The 19,769-nt window shown below is 62.7% G+C and carries 22 protein-coding genes; 11 read left to right on the forward strand and 11 right to left on the reverse strand.

From position 1 onward, the window contains the following. The first annotated feature begins 203 nt into the window (after positions 1–203). The gene (locus QQF40_RS12760) at positions 204–1,460 is read left to right on the forward strand and encodes an endonuclease/exonuclease/phosphatase family protein (protein ID WP_285461556.1); all 1,257 of its coding nucleotides are present in this window, start codon (positions 204–206) and stop codon (positions 1,458–1,460) included. Positions 1,461–1,571: 111 nt separating this feature from the next. On the opposite strand, the gene yghX is transcribed toward QQF40_RS12760, so the two are convergent. After that, positions 1,572–2,459 carry a YghX family hydrolase gene (gene yghX, locus QQF40_RS12765; protein WP_285461557.1) on the reverse strand — a complete coding sequence of 296 codons (888 nt, stop codon included), beginning with the start codon at positions 2,457–2,459 and terminating at the stop codon, positions 1,572–1,574. A 420-nt stretch (positions 2,460–2,879) separates the two neighbouring features. On the opposite strand from yghX, the gene QQF40_RS12770 reads away from it, so the two are divergent. The 6 genes from QQF40_RS12770 (at position 2,880) to QQF40_RS12795 (ending at position 7,141) form a co-directional block, all read left to right on the forward strand. Beyond that, positions 2,880–3,962: a FecCD family ABC transporter permease gene (locus QQF40_RS12770; RefSeq protein ID WP_175089515.1), complete on the forward strand. Its 1,083-nt coding sequence runs from the start codon at positions 2,880–2,882 to the stop codon at positions 3,960–3,962. Continuing rightward, complete coding sequence (locus QQF40_RS12775) at positions 3,959–4,810, forward strand: ABC transporter ATP-binding protein (protein ID WP_285461558.1); 852 nt, start codon at positions 3,959–3,961, stop codon at positions 4,808–4,810. The genes QQF40_RS12770 and QQF40_RS12775 overlap by 4 nt, the downstream gene beginning before the upstream one ends. Further along, the gene (locus QQF40_RS12780; protein ID WP_285461559.1) at positions 4,807–6,021 is read left to right on the forward strand and encodes an ABC transporter substrate-binding protein; all 1,215 of its coding nucleotides are present in this window, start codon (positions 4,807–4,809) and stop codon (positions 6,019–6,021) included. Before QQF40_RS12775 ends, QQF40_RS12780 begins: the two co-directional genes overlap by 4 nt. Positions 6,022–6,140: 119 nt before the next feature. Then, positions 6,141–6,311 (forward strand): hypothetical protein, encoded by a 171-nt coding sequence (locus tag QQF40_RS12785; RefSeq protein ID WP_285461560.1) that lies wholly within the window; start codon positions 6,141–6,143, stop codon positions 6,309–6,311. Positions 6,312–6,362: 51 nt separating this feature from the next. Beyond that, complete coding sequence (locus QQF40_RS12790; RefSeq protein ID WP_285461561.1) at positions 6,363–6,776, forward strand: Lin0512 family protein; 414 nt, start codon at positions 6,363–6,365, stop codon at positions 6,774–6,776. Then, the gene (locus QQF40_RS12795) at positions 6,773–7,141 is read left to right on the forward strand and encodes a Lin0512 family protein (protein ID WP_175089518.1); all 369 of its coding nucleotides are present in this window, start codon (positions 6,773–6,775) and stop codon (positions 7,139–7,141) included. Before QQF40_RS12790 ends, QQF40_RS12795 begins: the two co-directional genes overlap by 4 nt. A 222-nt stretch (positions 7,142–7,363) precedes the next feature. On the opposite strand, the gene QQF40_RS12800 is transcribed toward QQF40_RS12795, so the two are convergent. Together QQF40_RS12800 and QQF40_RS12805 are read right to left on the reverse strand one after the other, a co-directional pair. Continuing rightward, positions 7,364–8,395: an HlyD family secretion protein gene (locus tag QQF40_RS12800; RefSeq protein WP_285461562.1), complete on the reverse strand. Its 1,032-nt coding sequence runs from the start codon at positions 8,393–8,395 to the stop codon at positions 7,364–7,366. A gap of 86 nt (positions 8,396–8,481) precedes the next feature. Next, on the reverse strand, positions 8,482–10,068 hold the full coding sequence (locus QQF40_RS12805; protein ID WP_285461563.1) for an MFS transporter: 1,587 nt from the start codon (positions 10,066–10,068) through the stop codon (positions 8,482–8,484). Positions 10,069–10,186: 118 nt separating this feature from the next. Here QQF40_RS12805 and QQF40_RS12810 point away from each other — a divergent pair, with 118 nt between their 5' ends. After that, on the forward strand, positions 10,187–10,936 hold the full coding sequence (locus QQF40_RS12810) for an IclR family transcriptional regulator (protein ID WP_217485853.1): 750 nt from the start codon (positions 10,187–10,189) through the stop codon (positions 10,934–10,936). A gap of 215 nt (positions 10,937–11,151) precedes the next feature. Here QQF40_RS12810 and QQF40_RS12815 read toward each other — a convergent pair whose 3' ends face one another. Beyond that, positions 11,152–11,847, reverse strand: coding sequence for a haloacid dehalogenase type II (locus tag QQF40_RS12815; RefSeq protein ID WP_285461564.1), 696 nt, complete (start codon positions 11,845–11,847; stop codon positions 11,152–11,154). 358 nt (positions 11,848–12,205) lie between these two features. Between QQF40_RS12815 and QQF40_RS12820 the strand changes: the two genes are divergently transcribed. After that, entirely contained in the window at positions 12,206–12,331 is a 126-nt protein-coding gene (locus QQF40_RS12820; protein WP_267895301.1) for a hypothetical protein, read from the forward strand. A gap of 448 nt (positions 12,332–12,779) precedes the next feature. Then, positions 12,780–13,025: a hypothetical protein gene (locus QQF40_RS12825; RefSeq protein WP_285461565.1), complete on the forward strand. Its 246-nt coding sequence runs from the start codon at positions 12,780–12,782 to the stop codon at positions 13,023–13,025. A 153-nt stretch (positions 13,026–13,178) separates the two neighbouring features. Here the strand turns inward: QQF40_RS12825 and QQF40_RS12830 are convergent, their stop codons facing one another. Then, entirely contained in the window at positions 13,179–13,694 is a 516-nt protein-coding gene (locus tag QQF40_RS12830; RefSeq protein WP_043333918.1) for a lactoylglutathione lyase family protein, read from the reverse strand. Between the two features lie 204 nt (positions 13,695–13,898). Between QQF40_RS12830 and QQF40_RS12835 the strand changes: the two genes are divergently transcribed. Then, positions 13,899–14,774 carry a LysR family transcriptional regulator gene (locus tag QQF40_RS12835; protein ID WP_285461566.1) on the forward strand — a complete coding sequence of 292 codons (876 nt, stop codon included), beginning with the start codon at positions 13,899–13,901 and terminating at the stop codon, positions 14,772–14,774. 121 nt (positions 14,775–14,895) lie between these two features. Here QQF40_RS12835 and QQF40_RS12840 read toward each other — a convergent pair whose 3' ends face one another. The 6 genes from QQF40_RS12840 to QQF40_RS12865 all read right to left on the reverse strand — a co-directional run bounded on the left by QQF40_RS12840 (position 14,896) and on the right by QQF40_RS12865 (position 19,587). After that, positions 14,896–15,225 (reverse strand): gamma-glutamylcyclotransferase family protein, encoded by a 330-nt coding sequence (locus QQF40_RS12840; RefSeq protein ID WP_153636169.1) that lies wholly within the window; start codon positions 15,223–15,225, stop codon positions 14,896–14,898. Positions 15,226–15,301: 76 nt separating this feature from the next. Beyond that, positions 15,302–16,285, reverse strand: a complete 984-nt coding sequence (locus QQF40_RS12845) for a LysR substrate-binding domain-containing protein (RefSeq protein ID WP_285461567.1) — start codon at positions 16,283–16,285, stop codon at positions 15,302–15,304. Between the two features lie 284 nt (positions 16,286–16,569). Further along, positions 16,570–17,046 (reverse strand): GFA family protein, encoded by a 477-nt coding sequence (locus QQF40_RS12850; RefSeq protein WP_285461568.1) that lies wholly within the window; start codon positions 17,044–17,046, stop codon positions 16,570–16,572. Positions 17,047–17,228: 182 nt separating this feature from the next. Next, the gene (locus QQF40_RS12855; protein WP_285461569.1) at positions 17,229–17,555 is read right to left on the reverse strand and encodes a gamma-glutamylcyclotransferase family protein; all 327 of its coding nucleotides are present in this window, start codon (positions 17,553–17,555) and stop codon (positions 17,229–17,231) included. A gap of 263 nt (positions 17,556–17,818) precedes the next feature. Continuing rightward, a complete protein-coding gene (locus QQF40_RS12860) occupies positions 17,819–18,418 on the reverse strand; it encodes an HD domain-containing protein (protein WP_285461570.1) in 600 nt (199 codons plus the stop codon). Beyond that, the gene (locus QQF40_RS12865) at positions 18,418–19,587 is read right to left on the reverse strand and encodes a TauD/TfdA family dioxygenase (RefSeq protein ID WP_285461571.1); all 1,170 of its coding nucleotides are present in this window, start codon (positions 19,585–19,587) and stop codon (positions 18,418–18,420) included. Before QQF40_RS12865 ends, QQF40_RS12860 begins: the two co-directional genes overlap by 1 nt. Positions 19,588–19,769: the final 182 nt, after the last annotated feature.

Raw genomic sequence — 19,769 nt, forward strand, 5'->3', positions numbered from 1 at the left:
CAGCGCTCGAGAGTAGAAGCTGGCTTTGAAAGGTCAAGTGGCAAGGGCCGGCGCTGACGTGACGCGGGATCTCTCTGTTATCTATCAAGAGTCGCGCAAAGGATAATAAATAATATCGTGGTTCTATAAACCTTGACGACAAGCCCATAAGATACAGTCTCTTACGGTCTTTTTTGTACGAGTCATCAGTCAAGGGTCATGCAGTGATACGCACAGGTCAGCGCGGTAGCGTCAGCAATTCGAGCAACAATCACTCCAATATCGCTGGCAGCACCAGCAACGGCAGCAATAGTACTAGCATCAGCAGCAAGCCCTCGCGCGGACGGCAGCCGTCTGGCGACTCACGACTTGAGCGGATTGTCAGACGGGTGGCGATGGCGCTGGCAGTGCCCGTACTGCTGGGCGCTGCGGCCAGCAGTCAGGCGGATGCGGTGATCGCCAGCTGGAATCTGAAGCATGCCGGCTGGAACAACGGCAAGCATCTCGAGCAGGTCGCGGCGGTGGCAAGCCATATGGACCTGATCGGTCTGCAGGAGGTGATGAAGGAGGAGGTCGTCAGCGAGCTCGAGCAGCAGCTTGAAGCCCTGACCGGCGATGAGTGGGGCAGCCTGGTCAGCCATGCGGTCGGGCGCAGCACCTATACCGAGCGTTACGCCTATCTGTATCGCGACAAGACGATCGCCTATCAGGGCGGGGCTACCGTCTATCTCGATCCCGAGGATGTGTTCTCGCGCGAGCCGCTGCTGGCCACCTTCGTCGAGAAGGACAGCGGGCGGGCCTTCAGCGCCGCCAACGTGCATATCGTCTATGGCGACAGCAAGGCGGATCGCGCGCCGGAAATCCGTGCGCTGGCGGATATCTACGACCTGATGAAGGAAATCTCGCCCGGTACCCCGGCGATCATCATGGGTGACTTCAACATGGCACCGGACGAGCCTGCGTGGGGAGACCTGCGCACCCTCGGCCTGCGCCCGCTGATCACCGAGGGCGCTACGACGCTCTCCAAGACCGATGGCCGCTATGCCTCGCTCTACGACAACATCTGGTATGTGCCGAGCGAATGGCCCAGCGCCAGCGGCGAGGTGTTCCGCTTCCCGGACTATCTGGGTATCAGTCATGAGGCGGCACGTGCCGATGTCTCCGATCACGCCCCGATCTATCTGTCGGTGACCGGCGAGACACTGGCGTTGCTGCCGCTGGACGGCGGCCAGCCGCAGGCGGCGGGCACAGAGGTGGCCAGTCGTGCATCCAACGCCTCCAGTTCGGCGAGTCAGACCTGTATCGACCTCAACACCGCCAACGCCGATCAGCTGGATCGCCTGCCCAATATCGGGCCGGCACGCGCCGCCGATATCATCCGGCAGCGCCCGTGGAGTTCCAGCGGTCAGCTGACTCGCATCAGCGGCATCGGCAAGGGCACGCTCAGCGAGATCGTCGCCAGCGGCATGCTGTGCAGCTGAAAGACGGCCCGATGGTGTCCTGACATGCTCATGACACGGCCCGCACCCCAAGGATGAAGCATGGGGTGCGGGCCTTGTCGTTCAGCGAGGAGCCACATTGCGTCGAGCGGATCAGGTCAGATACTTGGCAAACCACTCAAGCGTTCTGTCCCAGGCGAGTCTGGCGGCCTGTTCGTCATAGCGTGGCGTCGAATCGTTGTGGAAGCCGTGGTGGGTGTCCGGGTAAATGTAGGCCTCATAGACCTTGTCGTGTTCCTCAAGCGCGGCTTCATAGGCGGGCCAGCCGGCATTGACGCGCTCATCGTGCTCCGCATAGTGCAGCAACAGCGGGGCCTTGATGGCGGCGACTTCCTCGGCGCGCGGTTGGCGGCCATAGAAGGGCACGGCACAGGCAAGCTCCGGATAGGCCACGGCGGCGGCATTGGAGACGCCCCCGCCGTAGCAGAAGCCGGTAATGCCGACCTTGCCGGTGGTGCGGTCCTCGCTCATCAGGTAATCGATGGCGGCGAAGAAGTCGTTCATCAGCTTTTCAGGGTCTACCTGTGCCTGCAGCTCCTTGCCCCTGGGGTCGTTGCCCGGATAGCCGCCCACCGAGCTCAATCCATCCGGGGCCAGCGCGATATAGCCGGCCTTGGCCACGCGGCGCGCCACGTCCTCGATATAGGGGTTGAGGCCACGGTTCTCATGCACCACCACCACGCCCGGCAGCGGGTCGCTGGCCTTGGCGGGCTTCACCAGATAGGCGCGCACCTCGCCGTGGCCCTCGGGGGAGGGATAGGTGATGTATTCGGCGACGATGTCGGGGTCGGTGAACTCGACCTGAGAAGCCAGCGCGTAGTCGGGGCTGAGGCTTGCCAGAATCGAGGTGGCTGTCATGCCCGCGACGGCAAAGGCCGCCGCGCGATCCAGAAACTGGCGGCGAGTGATGTTGCCATGCACATATCCGTCGTACAGCTCCAGCAACTCGGGAGCAAAATCCTTTGCAGTGAGGCGGGCCATGTCAGGCTCCTGGGCAAGAGAAGGGGCGAGCGAATCTTGAACATAGCAACCCGTCAGGACGCTACCAAGTTTTTGCCGCCCTGTTCATCGAGTCTGTCATTTTCCGAGCCTGACATTTTCTGAGCCTGACATTTGCTAAGCCAGGTACTTGTCGAAGCGGACGTGAGCAGGGCGGGTGTGAGCAGGGCGGGTGTAGGAAGGCCTGGCGGCGGCGCCAGGCTGGGTTGAATGGACGTGAGCCGGGTCGCGCATATCACCCGTCGCGGCCGTGCGCATTGTGACTGCAGGCGTCAATCATTATCATCTGCGCATGATTCATGCTGATAACCGAGCCGCCTGGCGGCTCCGGTGGGCCCTGATGCATGGAAGTTCACTTCCTCCTCCTAGTGGCAGACCTTGCTGGTGATTGAAAAACGTCCGATGTCTCCCCCCGCGCACGCTCAGGCCTCAGCGCCTGAGTCGTCGCCTACGCTCGCCCAGCAATACCGGCGCTTCGCCTGGAAGCGTGTGGTGATTCTCTCCGCGCTGTGCCTGGCACTGTTGTTGGCCATCCTTGGCGACATCATGACCGGCCCTGCCGATCTCGCGCTGTCTGATCTGCTGGGCGAACTCATCAATCCCGGTTCGCACGGGCCGATCAATGAAGCCATCGTCTGGCAGATTCGTCTGCCGACGGCGGTGATGGCGGCGCTGGTCGGTGCAGCCCTGGGGCTTGCGGGCGCCGAGATGCAGACCGTGCTCAACAACGCCCTGGCCAGCCCCTTCACGTTGGGTGTGGGCGCCGCGGCGACTCTTGGCGCCTCGCTGGTCATCATCCTGGATGTCGCCTTGCCGGGGCTGCCGCCCAGCTACACCATCGCGCTGATGGCCTTCGTGTTCGCGGCGCTGTCGATTCTGGCCATCGATGCCGTGGCCTCGCTGTATGGCGCCAGTCGCGAAGTGATCGTGCTGTTCGGCATCGCGCTGGTCTTCGTGCTCAACGCCGTCAATGCGCTGGTGCAGTTCGTGGCCAGTCCCGATGCGCTGCAGCAGCTGGTGTTCTGGACCATGGGCAGCCTGTCGGAAGCCTCGTGGGAGCGAGTCGCGATCATCGCAAGCGTCTTGGTCGTCTGCCTGCCCTTCGCCATGCGGCGTGCCTGGGCGCTGACAGCGCTGCGTGCCGGGGAAGACCATGCGCGCAGCTTTGGCGTGCCGGTCACTCGCCTGCGCCGCACGGCACTGTTGCGTGTCAGCCTGCTGGCGGCAGTGGCGGTGGCCTTTGTCGGCACCATCGGCTTCATCGGTCTGGTCGGGCCGCACATGGCGCGTCTGGCGCTGGGGGAAGACCATCGCTTCTACCTGCCCGGCAGTGCGCTGGCGGGGGCGCTGGTGCTGTCCCTGGCCGCCACGGCCAGTGAGTCACTGGTACCTGGCCTGGTGCTGCCGGTAGGAATCGTGACCTCATTGATCGGCATTCCCTGTTTCCTCGCCTTGCTGCTCGGTCAGCGCAGGGGGCAGGGATGAGCCATCACGTCTTTGATTCGCAAGCCTCCTTGAAGATCTCGCAGCTGACCACCGGCTATCAGCGGCGCATGATCTTTGATCAACTCGATCTGCCACCGCTGCCGGCGGGCTCACTGGTCGGGGTGCTCGGGCCGAATGCGGTCGGCAAGTCGACCTTCCTCAAGGCGATTGCCGGCATGCGCCCGGCCAAGGGCGACATCCACCTCGGGGAGCTTGCGCTGTCGTCGCTGCACGGGGCGAACCGCATGCGTCATGTCGGCTACCTGCCGCAGACGCTGCCGCAGCCGACCAGTCTGGTGGCCTATGAAGCCGTGGCCAGCGCCTGTCGCGCGGCGCGTGCCGAGTTGAGCCGCGAGGCCACGGATTCGCTGGTCGAGCAGGTCTTCGCACGCCTGTCGCTGCATTCTCTGGCCTTCCGGCGCATGGACACGCTCTCCGGTGGCCAGCGTCAGATGGTCGGTCTCGCCCAGGCGCTGGTGCGCCAGCCGCAACTGCTGCTGCTCGATGAGCCGACCAGCGCGCTGGATCTGCGCTGGCAGCTGGCCTTGATCGAAGGCGTGCGCGGCGTGGTACAGGAGCAGCAGGCCATCTGCCTGATCGCCTTGCACGACATCAATCTGGCGCTGCGTTTCTGTGATCAGATCATCCTGTTCGCACCCTCCGGCCTGCTGGCCACCGGGGCCCCGCGGGAGGTGATCACCGCCGAGCATCTGCGTGAGGCCTACGGGATCGAGGCACGGATCGAGAGCTGCTCGCTGGGCCATCCGGTGGTGCTCATCGATCGCGTCGCCGACTCGGCCCAGGCCGATATCGGTCATATCACGCGCGATGCCGGAGCCAGACGATGATGGCGAGGCGCACAAGACTGGCAGGTGTCCGCCTGCTGGCACTCGCCACTGTCTTCGCAGGGGCCTTCTCGAGCGCGCCGGGCAACCTTGCCCATGCCGCCGAGCCGGTCGCCAAGGTGCCCTTCGCTACTGAACAGGCCCAGGCCAGCTTTCCGCGTCAGGTCACGGATCTCGCCGGGCGCGAGGTGACGCTTGAGTCCTCGCCGCAGCGCATTTTCCTCGCCCAGCCGCGTCAGCTATATGCGCTGCTGACGCTGCTGGAGGCGCCGCTTGAGCGTATCGTCGGCTGGGGCTATCCCCTGGCGGTGTTTGACCCGGCGATGACCGAGCGTCTCGAGGCGCGCTGGCCACAACTTGCCACGCTGCCAGCGCTGAGTCGGGCCTCGACGCCGAGCCTCGAAGGCGAGGCCCTGCTGGCGTTGACGCCGGACCTGGTACTGTTCGATCTCTCCCAGCGTTCGCGTATCGAAGGCTCGCCGCTGGCGGCGCTGCTGGATGAGGTTGGCACTCCCTGGCTGTATGTCGAGTTCAATCATCATCCGCTGCAGGATGCTCCGGTCAGCGTGCGCCTGCTGGGCGAGGTGCTCGGCGTCGAGGCGCGTGCCCGCGAGGTGGAGGACACCATGGCGGCGCATCTGGCGCTGATTGACGAACGTCTGGCGACGATAGCCGATCGGCCGCGTGTGCTGATCAACATCGCACCGGGCGTGAAGGTGGATTGCTGTCGTACCAATCTGCATAACGGCGTGGCGGACCTGGTCACGCGGGCCGGCGGGCGCAATCTGGCCGCTGAACTGGCGCCGGTCAGCGGTGCCACCCTCAGCAAGGAGTGGGTGCTGGCCCACCCGCCCGAGGCGATTCTCAATACCGGTGGCCAGTGGGCCAAGGGCGATGGCCTGCGTGCCGGCATCGGCATCTCGGGTGAGGATATCCAGCATGATCTGGCGCGCATGGTGCAGACATTGCCCGGCTGGCAGTCACTGGATGCCGTCAAGCAGGGCCGGGTGATGGCGTTGTGGCATGGCTTCCACCAGGGGCCCTATGCCATCGTCGCGCTGGAGGCCATCGCGCGCTGGCTGCACCCCGAGACCTTTGCCGACCTCGACCCCATGGCCACCTTTGCCTGGCTGATGAACGACCCGACGCTGTCGCGCAGCAGCGGCCACTTCTGGGGGCAGCTGGCGCTTGAGGCGCCTGACACGCCCCGATGAGCTGATCGGGGCAGGTGCTCGGGGACGGAAGTCGTATTTTCTACTTGAGGCTTTCCTGAAACGATGGAGCGACGTTGTCATCGCCTGATGAAGACATCGGGCCAGCGACGGGAGGCCGCATGTCAGAGCAGGGTGACCGCAAGCCCATAGCGACGGTCAGTCCGGTGCGCAGCGCACAGTTGGTGGCAATCGTCCTGGCGCTGATCGAGCTGTTCCGGGGAGATTGGCAGGGCGCCCTGCTGCTGGGCGGGCTAGGGTGGGTGATCGGGCTTTTCAAGCATCCGCGCTGATAGGCGGCGCGAGTGGTACGTCTTTTCCGTGACAGGAAATCAGGGGGTAATGTGGCCAAGACACGCATGGTGACCCAGTTCGGCATGGGCACCTCCATCCGCAGCCAAGACTACACCGAGGCGGCGGCACGTGGCATCCGCGATGCCCTGTGGCACAACTCGCTCAACGTGGCGGACGCCTTCGGCTTCCCCAAGGAGGCGATGCTGATCGAGGTCGAGATCGGCGTGCAGCAGCCCGACAAGGTCGACAGTGATGCCCTGCTGGGCATCTTTCCCTACGGTCAGCCCAGTGTGCGTGTGGTCAAGGGCGGGCTGGACGTCGCCAAGCCGGATGGCAGCGGGGTCAGCGTGATCGCCAACGTCGCCATCATCGTGTCATTCGACATGGCGGCCACCAGCGCGGCGGCCGCCGGCGCGGCATCCACCTCTTCCACGGCCGGGCAGTCGGCAGGAGGTCAGTCATGAGCGAGCAACGCATCATTCTCGAGATGGGCACCGGCAATGACCTCTACGGCATGGACTACACCAAGGCTGCCTGCCGTGCGGTGCATGACGCCCTGCATCATTCCTCCATCGTGATGTTCCAGTCACTCGGCATCGATCACCACCAGATGCGCGTCGAGGTTACCATCGCGGTCCAGGAACCGGACGCCGTGGATGTGGACGCGGTAGCGCGCGAGCTTCCCCGTGGGCGCGCCGAGGTGACGGTGGTGCAGGGCGGGCTCAATGTGCATGACGAGGCCAGTGGCCAGACGCATGTCGTGGCCTCGGCCGCTGTCGCCGCCATGCTCGATATCGACCACGACGCATGGCAGCTGTGCCAGTCGTAGGCAATGCGCAAGCGCCGACTGAGGGCGTGTTGGCCAATAACGAACAAAGCCCCCGTGCGTCAGTGACGCGCGGGGGCTTTTCGGTTCAGACCCGATGGCACAGGTGATGACACCGGACTCGTGCGGCGACATTCGTATGGCAGCTCTGGTGGCCATGGCACGTGGCAGAGTGACATGGCTTGGGAGTTGCCGGCGAAATCACCCGCCGAGCCGCGTGTCGAATCAGGATTGTTGCTGAGTCGTGACATGGGCGATCACGGACATGCCGATGCGTACCTTGTCGAAGTCGGGCTGATTCGGGTTGAACACGATCTTGACCGGCATGCGCTGGGTGATCTTGGTGAAGTTGCCGGTGGCGTTCTCGCTGGCCACGGCCGAGAAGGCGCTGCTGGAGGCCGGTGCGATGCTGTCGACATGGCCAGTGAAGGTCGTGCCCGGCAGGCTATCCAGCGTCATCTCGACCGGTTGGCCCGGCGCCATCTCGGCCATCTGGGTCTCGAGATAGTTGGCGACGACATAGGCTTCCTTGTGCGGCACGATGGCCAGCAGCGAATCACCCGGTTGCACGTAGGCACCGACACGCAGTGAGCGCTGGGTGATGATGCCGTCCTTCGGCGCACGAATGACGGTATAGCCAGTGTTCAGTTCCGCCTGCTCGAGTGCTGCACGTGAGCGTTCGACCTCGGCCAGGGCTTCCACGCGCTGGGCTTCAAGGACGCCGATCTGCTTTTCCGCCGAGCGCTGAGCCGCCTGGGCCTGCACGAGATTGGCTTCCCAGATGCCTTGCTGTTCATCGGCCTTTTCCTTGTCCTGCTGGGAGGCGGCGTTGGTCATGCGCAGGCTGCGGTAACGCTTGGCATCATTGCGCGCATAACGCAGTGAGGCCTGGGTGGACTTCACTTCCGCGATGGACTGCTGCACGACGGCTTGCTGACGCTCGATGTTGGCATCCAGGTCACCGACCGCTGCCTGCTGGGCGGCGAGATCGGCCTGGGCGGAGTGCAGGGAGGCCTGGTAATCGCGGTCATCCAGCGTGGCCAGGATCTGGCCTTCCTTGACCACTTCATTGTCTTCCACCAGCACCTTGTCGATCTGGCCCGCGACGCGTGTGGTCACCATCACGCTATCGGCGCGTACATAGGCATTGTTGGTGGCTTCGCGGCCATCGTGGCCCTTCCAGTAGAGGCCCGCGTAGGTCGCGACCAGCAGGAGCGCCAGAACGCTCAACAGTAGGGTGGTACGTGTCTTGTTCATGTCGGTGTCGTATCTCGTCGTCTATGTCGAAGAAGGGGGAAGTGGCTGAATCCTGGCTAGCTGGTTGCCGTTGCCTGTGTCTGTGTCTATGCCCCGGAGGGTTGTGCTTGAGAGGGCTGAGACTGAGAGGGCTGAGACTGAGAGCGCTGTGCTGGCTCTGGTTGAGGTGCCGGTGCCGGTTGGGGCGGATAGGCGCGGATCGGCAGCACCATGACCAGTATCAGCAGCGCCACCACGAAGGGGATGATGACGAGGTAGGCATCCGCATAGCTCATCACGGAGGCCTGCTCGGAGATGCGCGTGGTGATATCGCTTGCCGCGTCGACCTGGATGAGTCCGGCGGGCTGATTGCCCTGCAGGCCGAGTGCTTCGCCCAGGCGGGTGGTGTGCAGGGCTTCACGCGTGACGAGGAAGCTCCCGTAGACCGTGGAGGCTACCACCGTGAACAGGGCGCGCAGCGAGTTGACCATCGCGGTGGCGAACGGCCCTTCCAGCGGGCTGAGCGCCCCGGTGGCATTCATCAGCAGCGGTACCACCACCATCGGCTGACCCAGGGTGTTGAGCACCTCGATGAGATAGAAGTTGTCGCGATTCCAGTCGCTGGTGAGCTGCGAGCCCAGCAGGCAGCTGATCAGGATCAACACCAGGCCCGTGGCCATCACGTAGCGGCTGTCGACGCTCTTGCGGTTGATCAGTGTCGCCACCAGCGGTGCCAGCAGCAGCTGTGGCAGGGCCATGGTCAACATGACCGGAAACAGCTGCATGGGGCGATAACCTTGCACTTCCCCCAGGAAGGCGGCGGGAATGGTGCCAGCGGACAGGGTCAGGAACATGAAGGTACATAGGGTGATGATGCCGAAGGCAAAGTTGCGGCGTGCCAGTAGCTGCAGCTTGTAGAGCGGCATCGGGTGGAACCACTCATGGATCAGGAAGGTCACGAAGACCAGCCCGCCCGTGGTCAGCAGGGCGACGACCAACGGTGAGTTGCCCCAGTCGAGTCGCTCACCCTGGGTCATGCCGGCGACCAGCGCGCACAGGGCGGTGACGCCCAGCAAGGCACCGAGCCAGTCGAACTGCTTGCAGCGTTCCAGCTTGAGCGGGTCCTGTGGCAGGCCCCAGGAGACCAGCGCGGCGGCGAGAATACATACCGGAGCGGTTTCCCAGAACACCAGATTCCAGTCGCCCAGGTCGCCATAGAGAGCGGCCAGCGGTGCCGACAGATAAGGGCCGAAGGTGGCCGTCATCGCATAGGCCGACAGGCCATAGAGCTTGCTATGCCACGGCAGGAAGCGCAGTGCTGACATCATCAACAGCGGCAGGATGCTGCCGGAGGCCAGGCCCTGGGCCAAGCGCAGCCCCGCCATCAGCGGGAAGCTGTCGGCCAGAGGCACCAGCAGCGAGAACAGGGCCAGTGCCAGGCAGGCACCGATCGCGAAGCGGCGCAGGCTGAAGGTGACGGCCAGCCAGCCGGCAAGCAGCATCATCGAGACTTCCGCCGCGCTGTAGATCGTGGTCAGCCAGCTGCCCTCATCGTGGGAGAAGCCGAAGTGTCCGACCACATCCGTCAGGACGGTCTGCGTGACACGCTCTCCCACACCGGACATCAGCGATGCGAGCAGAATGCCCACAAGACCGAGTGCGAGTCGTGGATTGAAGGGGTGAGGAGCGGCCACTGTAGAGTTCCCGTTTTGAGGTGAAGCTCTAGACACTTTGGGTGTCTCATAATGCGGTACACTGTACCACTCAGCGGTTTTGTTAGGCAAGTAGTTAGCTTGTTAAGGAGTTATGTCTGTGTCCACAAGAGAAGGTAGTGGCGTGCAGGTCGTGGCCAGGGTGGCGGCGATCCTCAAGAGTCTGGAAGGCAGTGAGCAGGGCATGAGCCTGGGGGAGATCGCCGCCATGAACGATCTGCCGCGCTCGACCGTCAAGCGGCTGGTCGATGCGCTGGCCCAGGAAGACCTGCTGGAAATCCACGGCCATGGCGGGATACGGCTCGGCTCTGCGCTGATGCGGCTGGCGCGCCATAGCCAGCTCGATATCATCACGCATGCCAAGTCATTTCTGGAGGCGTTGAGCGGCACCACCGAGGAAACGGTGGTGCTCTGCAGTCTGAGCGGCAACGAGCTGCTGATACTGCACTCGGTGTTGTCGCCGCTGCCGCTGCGGGTATCGCCGATGGCCGGCAACTTCCTGTCATTGCATGCGACAGCCAGCGGCAAGGTGTTGCTCTCGCATCTCGAGGATGAGCAGGTGGAGCGCCTGCTGGGGACGGATCTCATGGCCTACACGCATAACACCCTCGCGATGCCGGCACTGCTGACGCAACTGGCCGAGGTGCGTCGCACCGGCATCGGCCATGATGAGGATGAGCATATGCAGGGGGTCGGTGCGATCGCAATTGGCCTGGAGACCAGTCAGGGCCATTACTCCGTGTCCGTGGTCGGCCCCTCATGGCGCATCAGCGAGCACAGGGCGGAGATTCAGGCCGCGCTGCAGGCGACCCGTAACGAGATGCTCAAGACCTTTCGTTCACTCAAGTGAGGGCGCTCCGCCAAGGCGGCCATGTGCGGCGGCTGATCGAACGACGAGGTGGTGGAGAGGGCGAACAGGAAGGCAGGCACAGTCACGCCGCCCGACCGAATGGGCGGGCGGCGTGTTGTTACAAGGCAGCACTCAGAGACAGAGCTGAGAAACTGAGTTTGGAAAGAGAGTCTATAAAGAGAGCTTAGCAAGAGAGCTCAGAGGCCAGGGCTCGCTCAGGCCTCTCTGGCCGCGATCAGCTGGTCCGCCAGGGTCATCAGCTCCGCGGCGATGAAGTCCGGGGTCGGCACATTCTCGGCGGGCAGCACGGCATTGTGCGGGCGCGTCAGCAGGGCGCCCTGCATGCCGGCGGCCTGGGCACCGATGGTATCCCACACGTGGCAGGCGATCATGCACATGTCGCCCAGCTCGACCTCGAGCTGCTTGGCGACATGCTGATAGGTGGCCGGCGCCGGCTTGAACTGCTTGACGCTGTCGACGCTGAAATGCTGCTCGAAGGCCTCGCTGATACCGGCCTTTTCAAGCGGCGTCGGGGAGGCGCTTGCGGGGGAATTGGTCAGCGTCACCAGGCGGAAACCGGCCTGCTTGAGGCGCTCAAGCGCCGGGGCGACATCGGGATGGGCCGGCATCTCGGCCATGCGCGACTTGAGCTCATCGATATCCTCATCCGCGAGTCTGACCTGATGGATGTCGGCGACCATCTTCAGGGCGCCCACGCCGAGCGCACCGAAGGGGGTGTAGCGTTGTGAGAGCGTCATGGTCTGCGAGTACAGCACCAGCTGTGCGAACCATTCGCGCAACACGCTTTCATCACCGAACACGCGTGCGAACAACGGCGAGAGAGTGGTGATGTCGAGTAGTGTCTCGTTGACGTCGAACACCAGTACATCGGGAAAGGTCGTGTCAGACATGGTGGCTCCTGGGGTGATAATTCAGACATGCAGTGGGCGCGAAGCGAGGTAGCAGGCACGGGTGGCGCCATGGGAGGGGCAACACCAACGGTTCAGCGCCAAGGAATCAGTGCAGGCAAGCCCACGCCGCTTTCTTCATGCTTCATGGCGCAAGACTACCCGTTGTTGAGCGATTGCTCAAATCATGGCCGCTGGCAGTGTGATGACGCCGGTCAGAGGTCTGGAATGGCACCGGTAATTTCAGCGCCAGACGGAGGTCGACATTTTCATGATCAAATGTTGTACAAACATTGAATTTACGCCATATTGCGTCGCAGAAGGGCTGAAAAAACCAAGAAAACAGCAGGGGTAAGGGACAATGAGCAATATCGCTATCTGGATGGGGCTTGGCTTGGCCGTCACCTTTGTGCTGTTGGCGACTGGCGTCTTTGACAGGTTACTGACCCGCATCGAGCAGGATGATTCGGCGCGCAAGATGAAATGATCTGCTGGCGGTGACAGCCGAAGGTATTCACGTAAAACCCACCCTCGAGGGTGGGTTTTTTCATGCCCGTTTGGCGACAGAGCCTATAGGGTAAGCGCGATTTGCGGTTTCGCGAATCTAAAGCCGGGTAGTCATCGGTCAGCAAGTGTAGTCTTGCGTATCGCTGTGTAATCATGGAGAAGTGATTTGCTATCGGGGTGTTTGTCGCAGTCATGGTGTTTCGCGATTCGCGATGAGATCAACGTGCTGAACACGCCAGCACGTTACCACTGGTTAACGTTTCGAGAATTCCCGCCCACAAGAGTGAGTTGTACAGATATCACATCATGGATAGTGTGAGTTCAGCGGGTTTTGCAGAGTATGAGGGATGTTCACACCCGTAATGATTACCTGAACGCGTGTGATCATTGCCATGAATTCAATCAGTGTGGCTCCAGGGAATCGAATCATGGATGAGAAAGCCAACGCCGTTCTGTCCTGCCCGGTATGTAACTGCCTGAGCATGGATTACCAATATCATGAGCACTCTGATGATTACCTGGTGCACTGTGGTGAGTGTGCCGAGTTCATCGGCACCTGGTCATTGCTGCAACGTGAGCTCGCGGTGCAGAAGTTACGGATTGCCTTGCTCAGTCCGGAACTCGCCAGCCAGAGTCTTTACCGTCGTGTGCGCAGCATGCCCGTCATCCACTGAGGTTCAGATGGGTCAGCTTTCGCTGAGCTGCCCCGACAAAGATCATCGTGTGTCGCTCTCGAGGTTGCTTTCGAGATGTCTAGAGCATGTATGTCAGATACAGCAAGGCCCCGCCATGGCGGGGCCTTGCTGTATCTGACGTCTGCGCCGTGCTCAGTTCTGGTAGGCACCGGCGGCGTAGGTCATCTCATAGCTGTGGCTATAGACCTCGAGGATGTTGCCGAACGGGTCTTCCATGTAGACCATGCGGAACGGCTTCTCACCCGGGAAGTACTCGCGTACCGGCATGCGCTGCTTGCCGCCGGCGGCGACGATGCGCTCGGCCAGTCCTTCGACGTCCGGGTCCTGGACGCAGAAGTGGAAGATGCCGGTCTTCCAGTACTCGAAGTTGTTTTCCGGCGTCTCGTGGTTCGGGAATTCGAAGATCTCGACGCCGATACGGTCGCCGGTGGACAGGTGGGCGATGCGGAAGCTGCCCCAGCCCGGGCCGAAGACATCGCTGCACATCACGCCGATGGCGGAGTCATCTTCGGTGATGGTGGTCGGCTCCATCACCACGTACCAGCCCAGCACTTCGGTGTAGAACTTGACCGCGGCTTCCACATCACCGACGGACAGGCCGATGTGGGAGAAGGTGCGCGGATACGGTGTGTTCTTTTCGTTGCTCATGAGTCACCTCGATATATGAGTCGTGAAGGAAATGGCTCGGTCACTGCCTGCGTGACGTTGGATGCCATCTTGGGCGTCATGAGCAATAATGAAAACCACGTTGTTGTTATGATAATGATAAGACTTGCTTATGGCTGTAGAGGCTCTCCGTCGCAGTCTTGCTGATGCTGCCCCCCTGATTCTTCCAACCCCCCAGGAGCTTGAATGCTGCAACCCCAATGGCTACGCACCTTTCGTACCCTGGTGAGTGTCGGCAACTTCACGCGCACTGCGGAGCGGCTCGATCTGACCCAGGCCGCCGTCAGTCAGCATGTGCGCCAGCTGGAAACCCGGCTTGGCACGCTGTTGATCCGTCATCCGCGCAAGATCGAACTGACGCCGGCCGGCCATGCTCTGCTGGATTTCGCGCGTGAGATGGAAACCGCCGAGCAGCGCCTGACCCAGCGGCTGGCGGGCAATGAAGACAGTCATGGCGATATTCGGCTGATCACGCCGGGCAGCATTGGCCTGGCGATCTATCCGCGCTTGCTGGCGCTTCAGCAGGAGTCGCCGGGCCTCAATGTCCACCATCGCTTCGCGCCGACGCGCGAGGTGGTGGAGGCCGTACTGGAGAATCGCTTCGAGTTGGGGATCGTCACGCTCAAGCCCGATGACCCGCGCCTGAGCGTGACGGAGTGGGCGCGTGAGCCCCTCGAGCTGGTGGTGCCGGCGGGAGTCGAGATCCATGACTGGGGGGATCTCGAGACACTGGGCTTCATCGATCACCCGGATGGTCAGGACATGGCCTCGCGCCTGTTGAGTCGGCGTTTCCCGGGCAATCCGGGCATCAGCTCATTGCCGCGTAGTGGTTCCACCAACCAGATCAGCCTGATTCTGGAGCCGGTCGCCCGCGGGCTGGGCTTCAGCGTCGTGCCGCGCCATGCCCGTGAGGCCTTTCCTGATCATCAGGCCATCCGGGTGGTGCCACCGCCTGAGGGCAGCACGGAGGTGGTCGATACCCTGTGGCTGCTTACGCGAGCGGAATGGCCGCTCTCGGCGCGCGCCAGACGGGTATTGGAGTATCTGAAGGCGTCGCTTTAGCGCGCCGAGGCATCAGTGCTCAGGCCTCGATGCTCAGGCATCGGCGCTAAGACAGCGACGCTCAGGTATCGGCGCACTGATCAGCTTGTGGAGCAGTTCATGAAACAGTTCATGGAGCAGCTCACGGCTGGCTCAGCGCATAGACCTGTGCCGTCAGGGTGCTGCCATCTTCCAGCGTGATCGTGGCCGGCTGGCGGAGGTATTCGCTGCCTTCGAAATCATCCAGCGCCTGCCAGTGATCGGCCAGGTTGTCGGAGGAGAAGACGTGACCGCGGATGGTGTCGCCCGCCTCATCCAGTCTCAGCCCCGGAAAGCCCATCTCAGCCCCCCAGCCAGCTGCCTCCAGCCGGCCCTTGAGGGTGCCGGGTGTCCAGCTGCCGCCAATGTCGAGCATGACATGTTCGTTGGGGCCGCCCGGCCCGAGGGTGCCGTAGATGAAAAGATGCTGCATGGGAGTCTCTGTCGTTCGTCGGGGGAGAAGTCTGTCTCGGCGGCGCGCGTCGGACGTATCGAGGGCTTGCGGCCGCTCACGGCTGCCTTGTGGTAGGTCCCGAAATCTCGAGGCCGGAGAATTCGCGTGTCAGCCAGCGGGTGATGGGTTGGATCACGGCACTGTTGGGATGGCGGACACTCATGCGATAGCCGTGGCGGTCCCGCGAGATATGCGGCGTCAGGGCGATCAGCGAGCCGTTGTCGAGCAGATCCTGGATGACGTGGCTCCAGCCCAGCGCGACGCCCTGATGATTGACGGCAGCATTGAGCGTCAGCGGGAAGTTGTTGTAGGGGAAGGCCTTGTCGAGGCGCGGCACCGGCAGCCCCGCGTGGCGGCACCAGGTAGCCCAGTCCAGCCAGCGGGTATCGCGCATGTCCAGATGCAGCAGGGTGATGCGCGCCAGCGCCTCGGCGTCCAGCCCCTTCTCGAGCCCATGACGTCGGGCGTAGTCCGGGGAGCAGACCGGGAAGGCGCGTTCCGCGACCACCAGCGTATCGCGATGATCGCCCGTCAACGGCGGGCCGAAGCGGATCGCGATGTCGGCCTGCTGCATCTGCGGGTCTTCATCGCGATCGATCGGCAGCAGCGTGAAGTGGCAGTCGGGAAAGTCCTGCTCCAGCCGCTCCAGACGCGGGCGCAGCCAGACATGCGCGAAACCGGCGCCCGCGGCGATGGTGATACGCGGGGTCGGCTTGTGCACCTTGCGACGTGCTTCCGTGACGGCGCTGCATACCTTGCCAAGCCCGCCTGCCAGTTCGGCGTGGAAGGTCTCGCCGTAGTGGTTGAGGATCAGTCGGCCGCCCTGGCGATCGAACAGCGGATGGCCCAGGTGCTCCTCCAGCGCGCGGATGCGCTGGGAGATGGTGGGCTGGGTGGTATCGAGCTCACTGGCGGCGGCCGTCATCGACCCCAGGCGGACCGTCACGTCAAAGGCGACCAGCCCGCGCAGGGAGGGCAGGTCATCCAGAGGGCTTGCGCTTTCCAGCGGCGCTGGGGTGCTTGTCTTTCGGGCCGGCACGAGAGTCCTCACTGTGATGCGCTGTCGCGGCGCTCCTTCCGTACTGTCCTGCCTGGCTGATGGCTCGGGCGATTGCCTGGATGAGGCATGAGAAGGCATCAGCCAGCAACTACCGGATACGAACAGGAGCGCCGCCCTGTATAGGCGGCACTTATACGCGACGCAGCGAATGACATCAACGCTCACCCCAGTGGATCAAGCCGTGAGGTCGCACCTGACTCTGATCAAGGTCGCGCCCGATCCTGAACGATGATATGGCTGGCCCTGTTGACGTGCCGTCGATATCAGTCGGTGTCGCGCTCGGCAACCCGCACATGCCAGGCGGCAATGCTCTCTTCGGGATACTCGGCATGATGAGCATCACGTGCTTCGTGCGCGACTTCCACCCAGTTGGCCTTGCTGTCGAGCATGATGTGGACATGCTCCGGCGGTACGGGCAGCGGGGTGTCGATCGCCCCGGCCTGAGGATGAATCAGCTCCGGCCAGCGGGCATCGTAAAGCCACAGCGCGCTCCCGCAGCGCTTGCAGAAGTGTCGTTCCGCCGGACTTTCGACCCCGTCGGTCACCGCGTGATAGATGGAGAGATTGTCCCGGCCTTCTACCTTCAGGGTGTTGGCATCGCCCGCCAGATTGATCGCGTAGCCACCGCTGCCCGCCGTCTTGCGACAGATCGAGCAATAGCAGCGCTGATACGGATAGGGGTGCGGCGATTCGAGCTGGAATGTGACGGCCTTGCAGTGGCAGGAACCTTCAAGCTGCATGAGGAATCTCCCTTGTGATGCATGAATGAGGACGCTGGCGTTGACTGGCCATGCATCGCCGAAGGGCAATGTTACGCCATCCGGGCGCAAGGCGGCGGGCAGTCATGCGCCGCCATCCAGCACATGCCACAGCCATCAGCAATCAGCAATCAGCAATCGCTTTCCGTGTCGCGCCGTGAGTCTCACTGGGGCAGTGCGTAGACATGGGCCTCGAGTTCACGATTGTCATCGAGAATGACGGTAGTAACGGTGCGCTGATAGATGGGGCCTTCGAAGTCATCGAGGGCATCCCAATGCTCGGGCAATTGCGCCGAGGAGAATACGTGGCCACGTATCACCTGGCCCGTGTTGTCGACGACCAGCCCCGGGAAGTTGTGCTCATCGCCGTGATCGGTGTTTTCCAGTCGGCCGCGTAGGTAGGTCGAGCGCCATTCGCCATCGATGTTGGCGATGACATGCTCATTGAGGCCGCCGGGGCCCAGTGGACCGTAGATGAAGAGATGTTCCATGCGTCTGCCTGTCGGGTTGGGGAGGGGGGAAGATCCGCGAGGGAAAGACTGCCGTATCGGCGCCGCCTTCATTGACGCTGACGTTAGTCAGTGATGATGAAGGCTGAGTGGCGAGGTTCAACCCCTTGTTGACGTGGCGCACTCAACGCAACGCCCACAAACCAGATTGCCCCCACTGGGCGAGCCAGTGAGGGCAATGGTCAAGCGAGGTAGCGCAGGAGCAGAGAGAGTCAGACGCGTCTCACGCACCTGCCTTCACATGCTCAGACGCGGCTGTCGAAACCGCCGGCCGGCTCTTCGCCGATCACGTCCGGGTCGAAGGGCTTGCGCGCGAAGACGCGACGCAGTGCCGGCTCGAAGTGCTCCAGCGGCGGGGTCGGGTAGTCGGGATCGAAGGCTGCCTGATCATAACGCTCGCAGAAATCCACGCACTTCTGATACCAGGGGTGGTCCTTGTAGATCTCGCGCTCGTTGCGGTCCTCGCCGTAGAAGTGGCCGTAGTAGAACTTCTGGAACAGGCCGTGGTGATGGATGATCCAGGCCACTTCGGCACGCACGTACGGGCGGATGATGGCGGCGGCCAGCTGCGAGTGATTGTAGGGCGCCAGCTCATCGCCGAGATCATGCAGCAGGGTGGCGACGACCAGGTCGTCATCGGCGCCATCGGCTTCGGCGCGCGCCGCCGACTGCAGGGAATGCTCCAGACGGCTGACCTTGTAGCCGCTCAGGCCATCATCGAGCTTGCGCAGGGCAAGCTTGAGGCGCTCCACCAGCCCTTCATTGAACTGATCTTCAAGACGCTCGAGCAATGCATAATCTTCTGCGGTGCCGTCCTTCATCTGGGTGAAAGAAACCTGATCCATTACGCCATTTCCTCACGGTTTTCTTGTTGTGCCTGCTGCTGACGCTGACGCATCAGGGTCGTGGCGAAGCGCTCACGCGGGCCATCGCTATCCATGTAGCAGCCCTGCAGGTGGCGGTGCCCCTCATTGGTGTCGAACGCCGTACGGCCATGCAGCACGCGGGTATTGTCGAACATCATCAGCTCTCCGGATTCGAGTTGGAAGCGAATCTCGTTGGCCGGGTCCTGGAACAGCTGCCCCAGACGCTGGCGGGCCTGATGGTAGCGGCGAGTGTCTTCCAGCGACATGTGCGGCAGATGATCGAGGCGCGGGCTGTAGTTGACGCCGATGGGCTCACCATCGGAGTTCTCGCGAATCACGCAGCGACGCGTGGTCAGCTCGGTGCCGGCATCCAGGAAGCGGAAGCCGACCGGCGTGGTGCGCAGCAGTTCATAACCTTCCGGCATCTCGGCCTTGAGCTGCTTGAGTGCATTGAGGCTGTCGACCAGCGTGGACAGGCCGCCGGTGGTCTCGTTGACCAGGCAGTGCAGCATCTGGATGCCCGGCACCGGATCACGGTACGGGTTGTCGGTGTGCGGCCCGAGCGCCACGCTACGGTAGGCCAGGTCATTGCCCGTCGGACGCGAGTACACCTCGAAGTAGCTGCCGAAGTTGGTGTCCTTGACGTAGCCGAAGTGACCGGCCACTTCCAGAATGCGCTCCGGGTCGGTCGGCACGTTCTGCACGATGAGGTAACCAAAGCGCAGATAGGCCTTCAATGCCTTCTGGAAGTCCTCATTGTTGCCCATCTTCTCCCAGTCGACGCGCTGCGCCTGCTGATCGATGCTCGCATCCCAGCTCTCGGGCTTGGGGAACGGCGTGATGCCCTGCAGTTCATGCGCCAGCATGGTGAGGTCATACACCTCGCAATGCCCGTCACTGAAAGTGAATTCCACGTGCGTCTCATTGACCGGACGCGCCGCGGTCAGCTCGAGGTTGACGTCGATGGCATGCGAATCGAACAGGCGCTGGGTGGTCACCTCATCGAGCTGCTCCGGGTCCTGGGTGCGCTCGCGCAGCCATAGCGGGCTGACCGGCTCCAGGCCTTCGGCGGTGATCAGGTTCAGTGACAGCGGCGACTCGCTCAGGGTCAGCGGCAGCGCGTCGGACAGGGCATTGGTCAGGGGCATGCAGGCATCTCTCCATTAGCACGGTTGTATATCGTGGCCATTATGGGAGCGAGGCATGGGACCTAAGTAGGGGGTGAGTGTTATCGGAGGGTATGCATTTTTCTTATGGGGGGGGTGGATGGAGTCAGAGAACCTGGCTCGTGATGCGTCTTGGTGAATTGATACAAGGATTCAGTGATGCT

The organism is Cobetia sp. LC6 (genome assembly GCF_030264805.1).
Taxonomy (GTDB): Bacteria; Pseudomonadota; Gammaproteobacteria; order Pseudomonadales; family Halomonadaceae; genus Cobetia.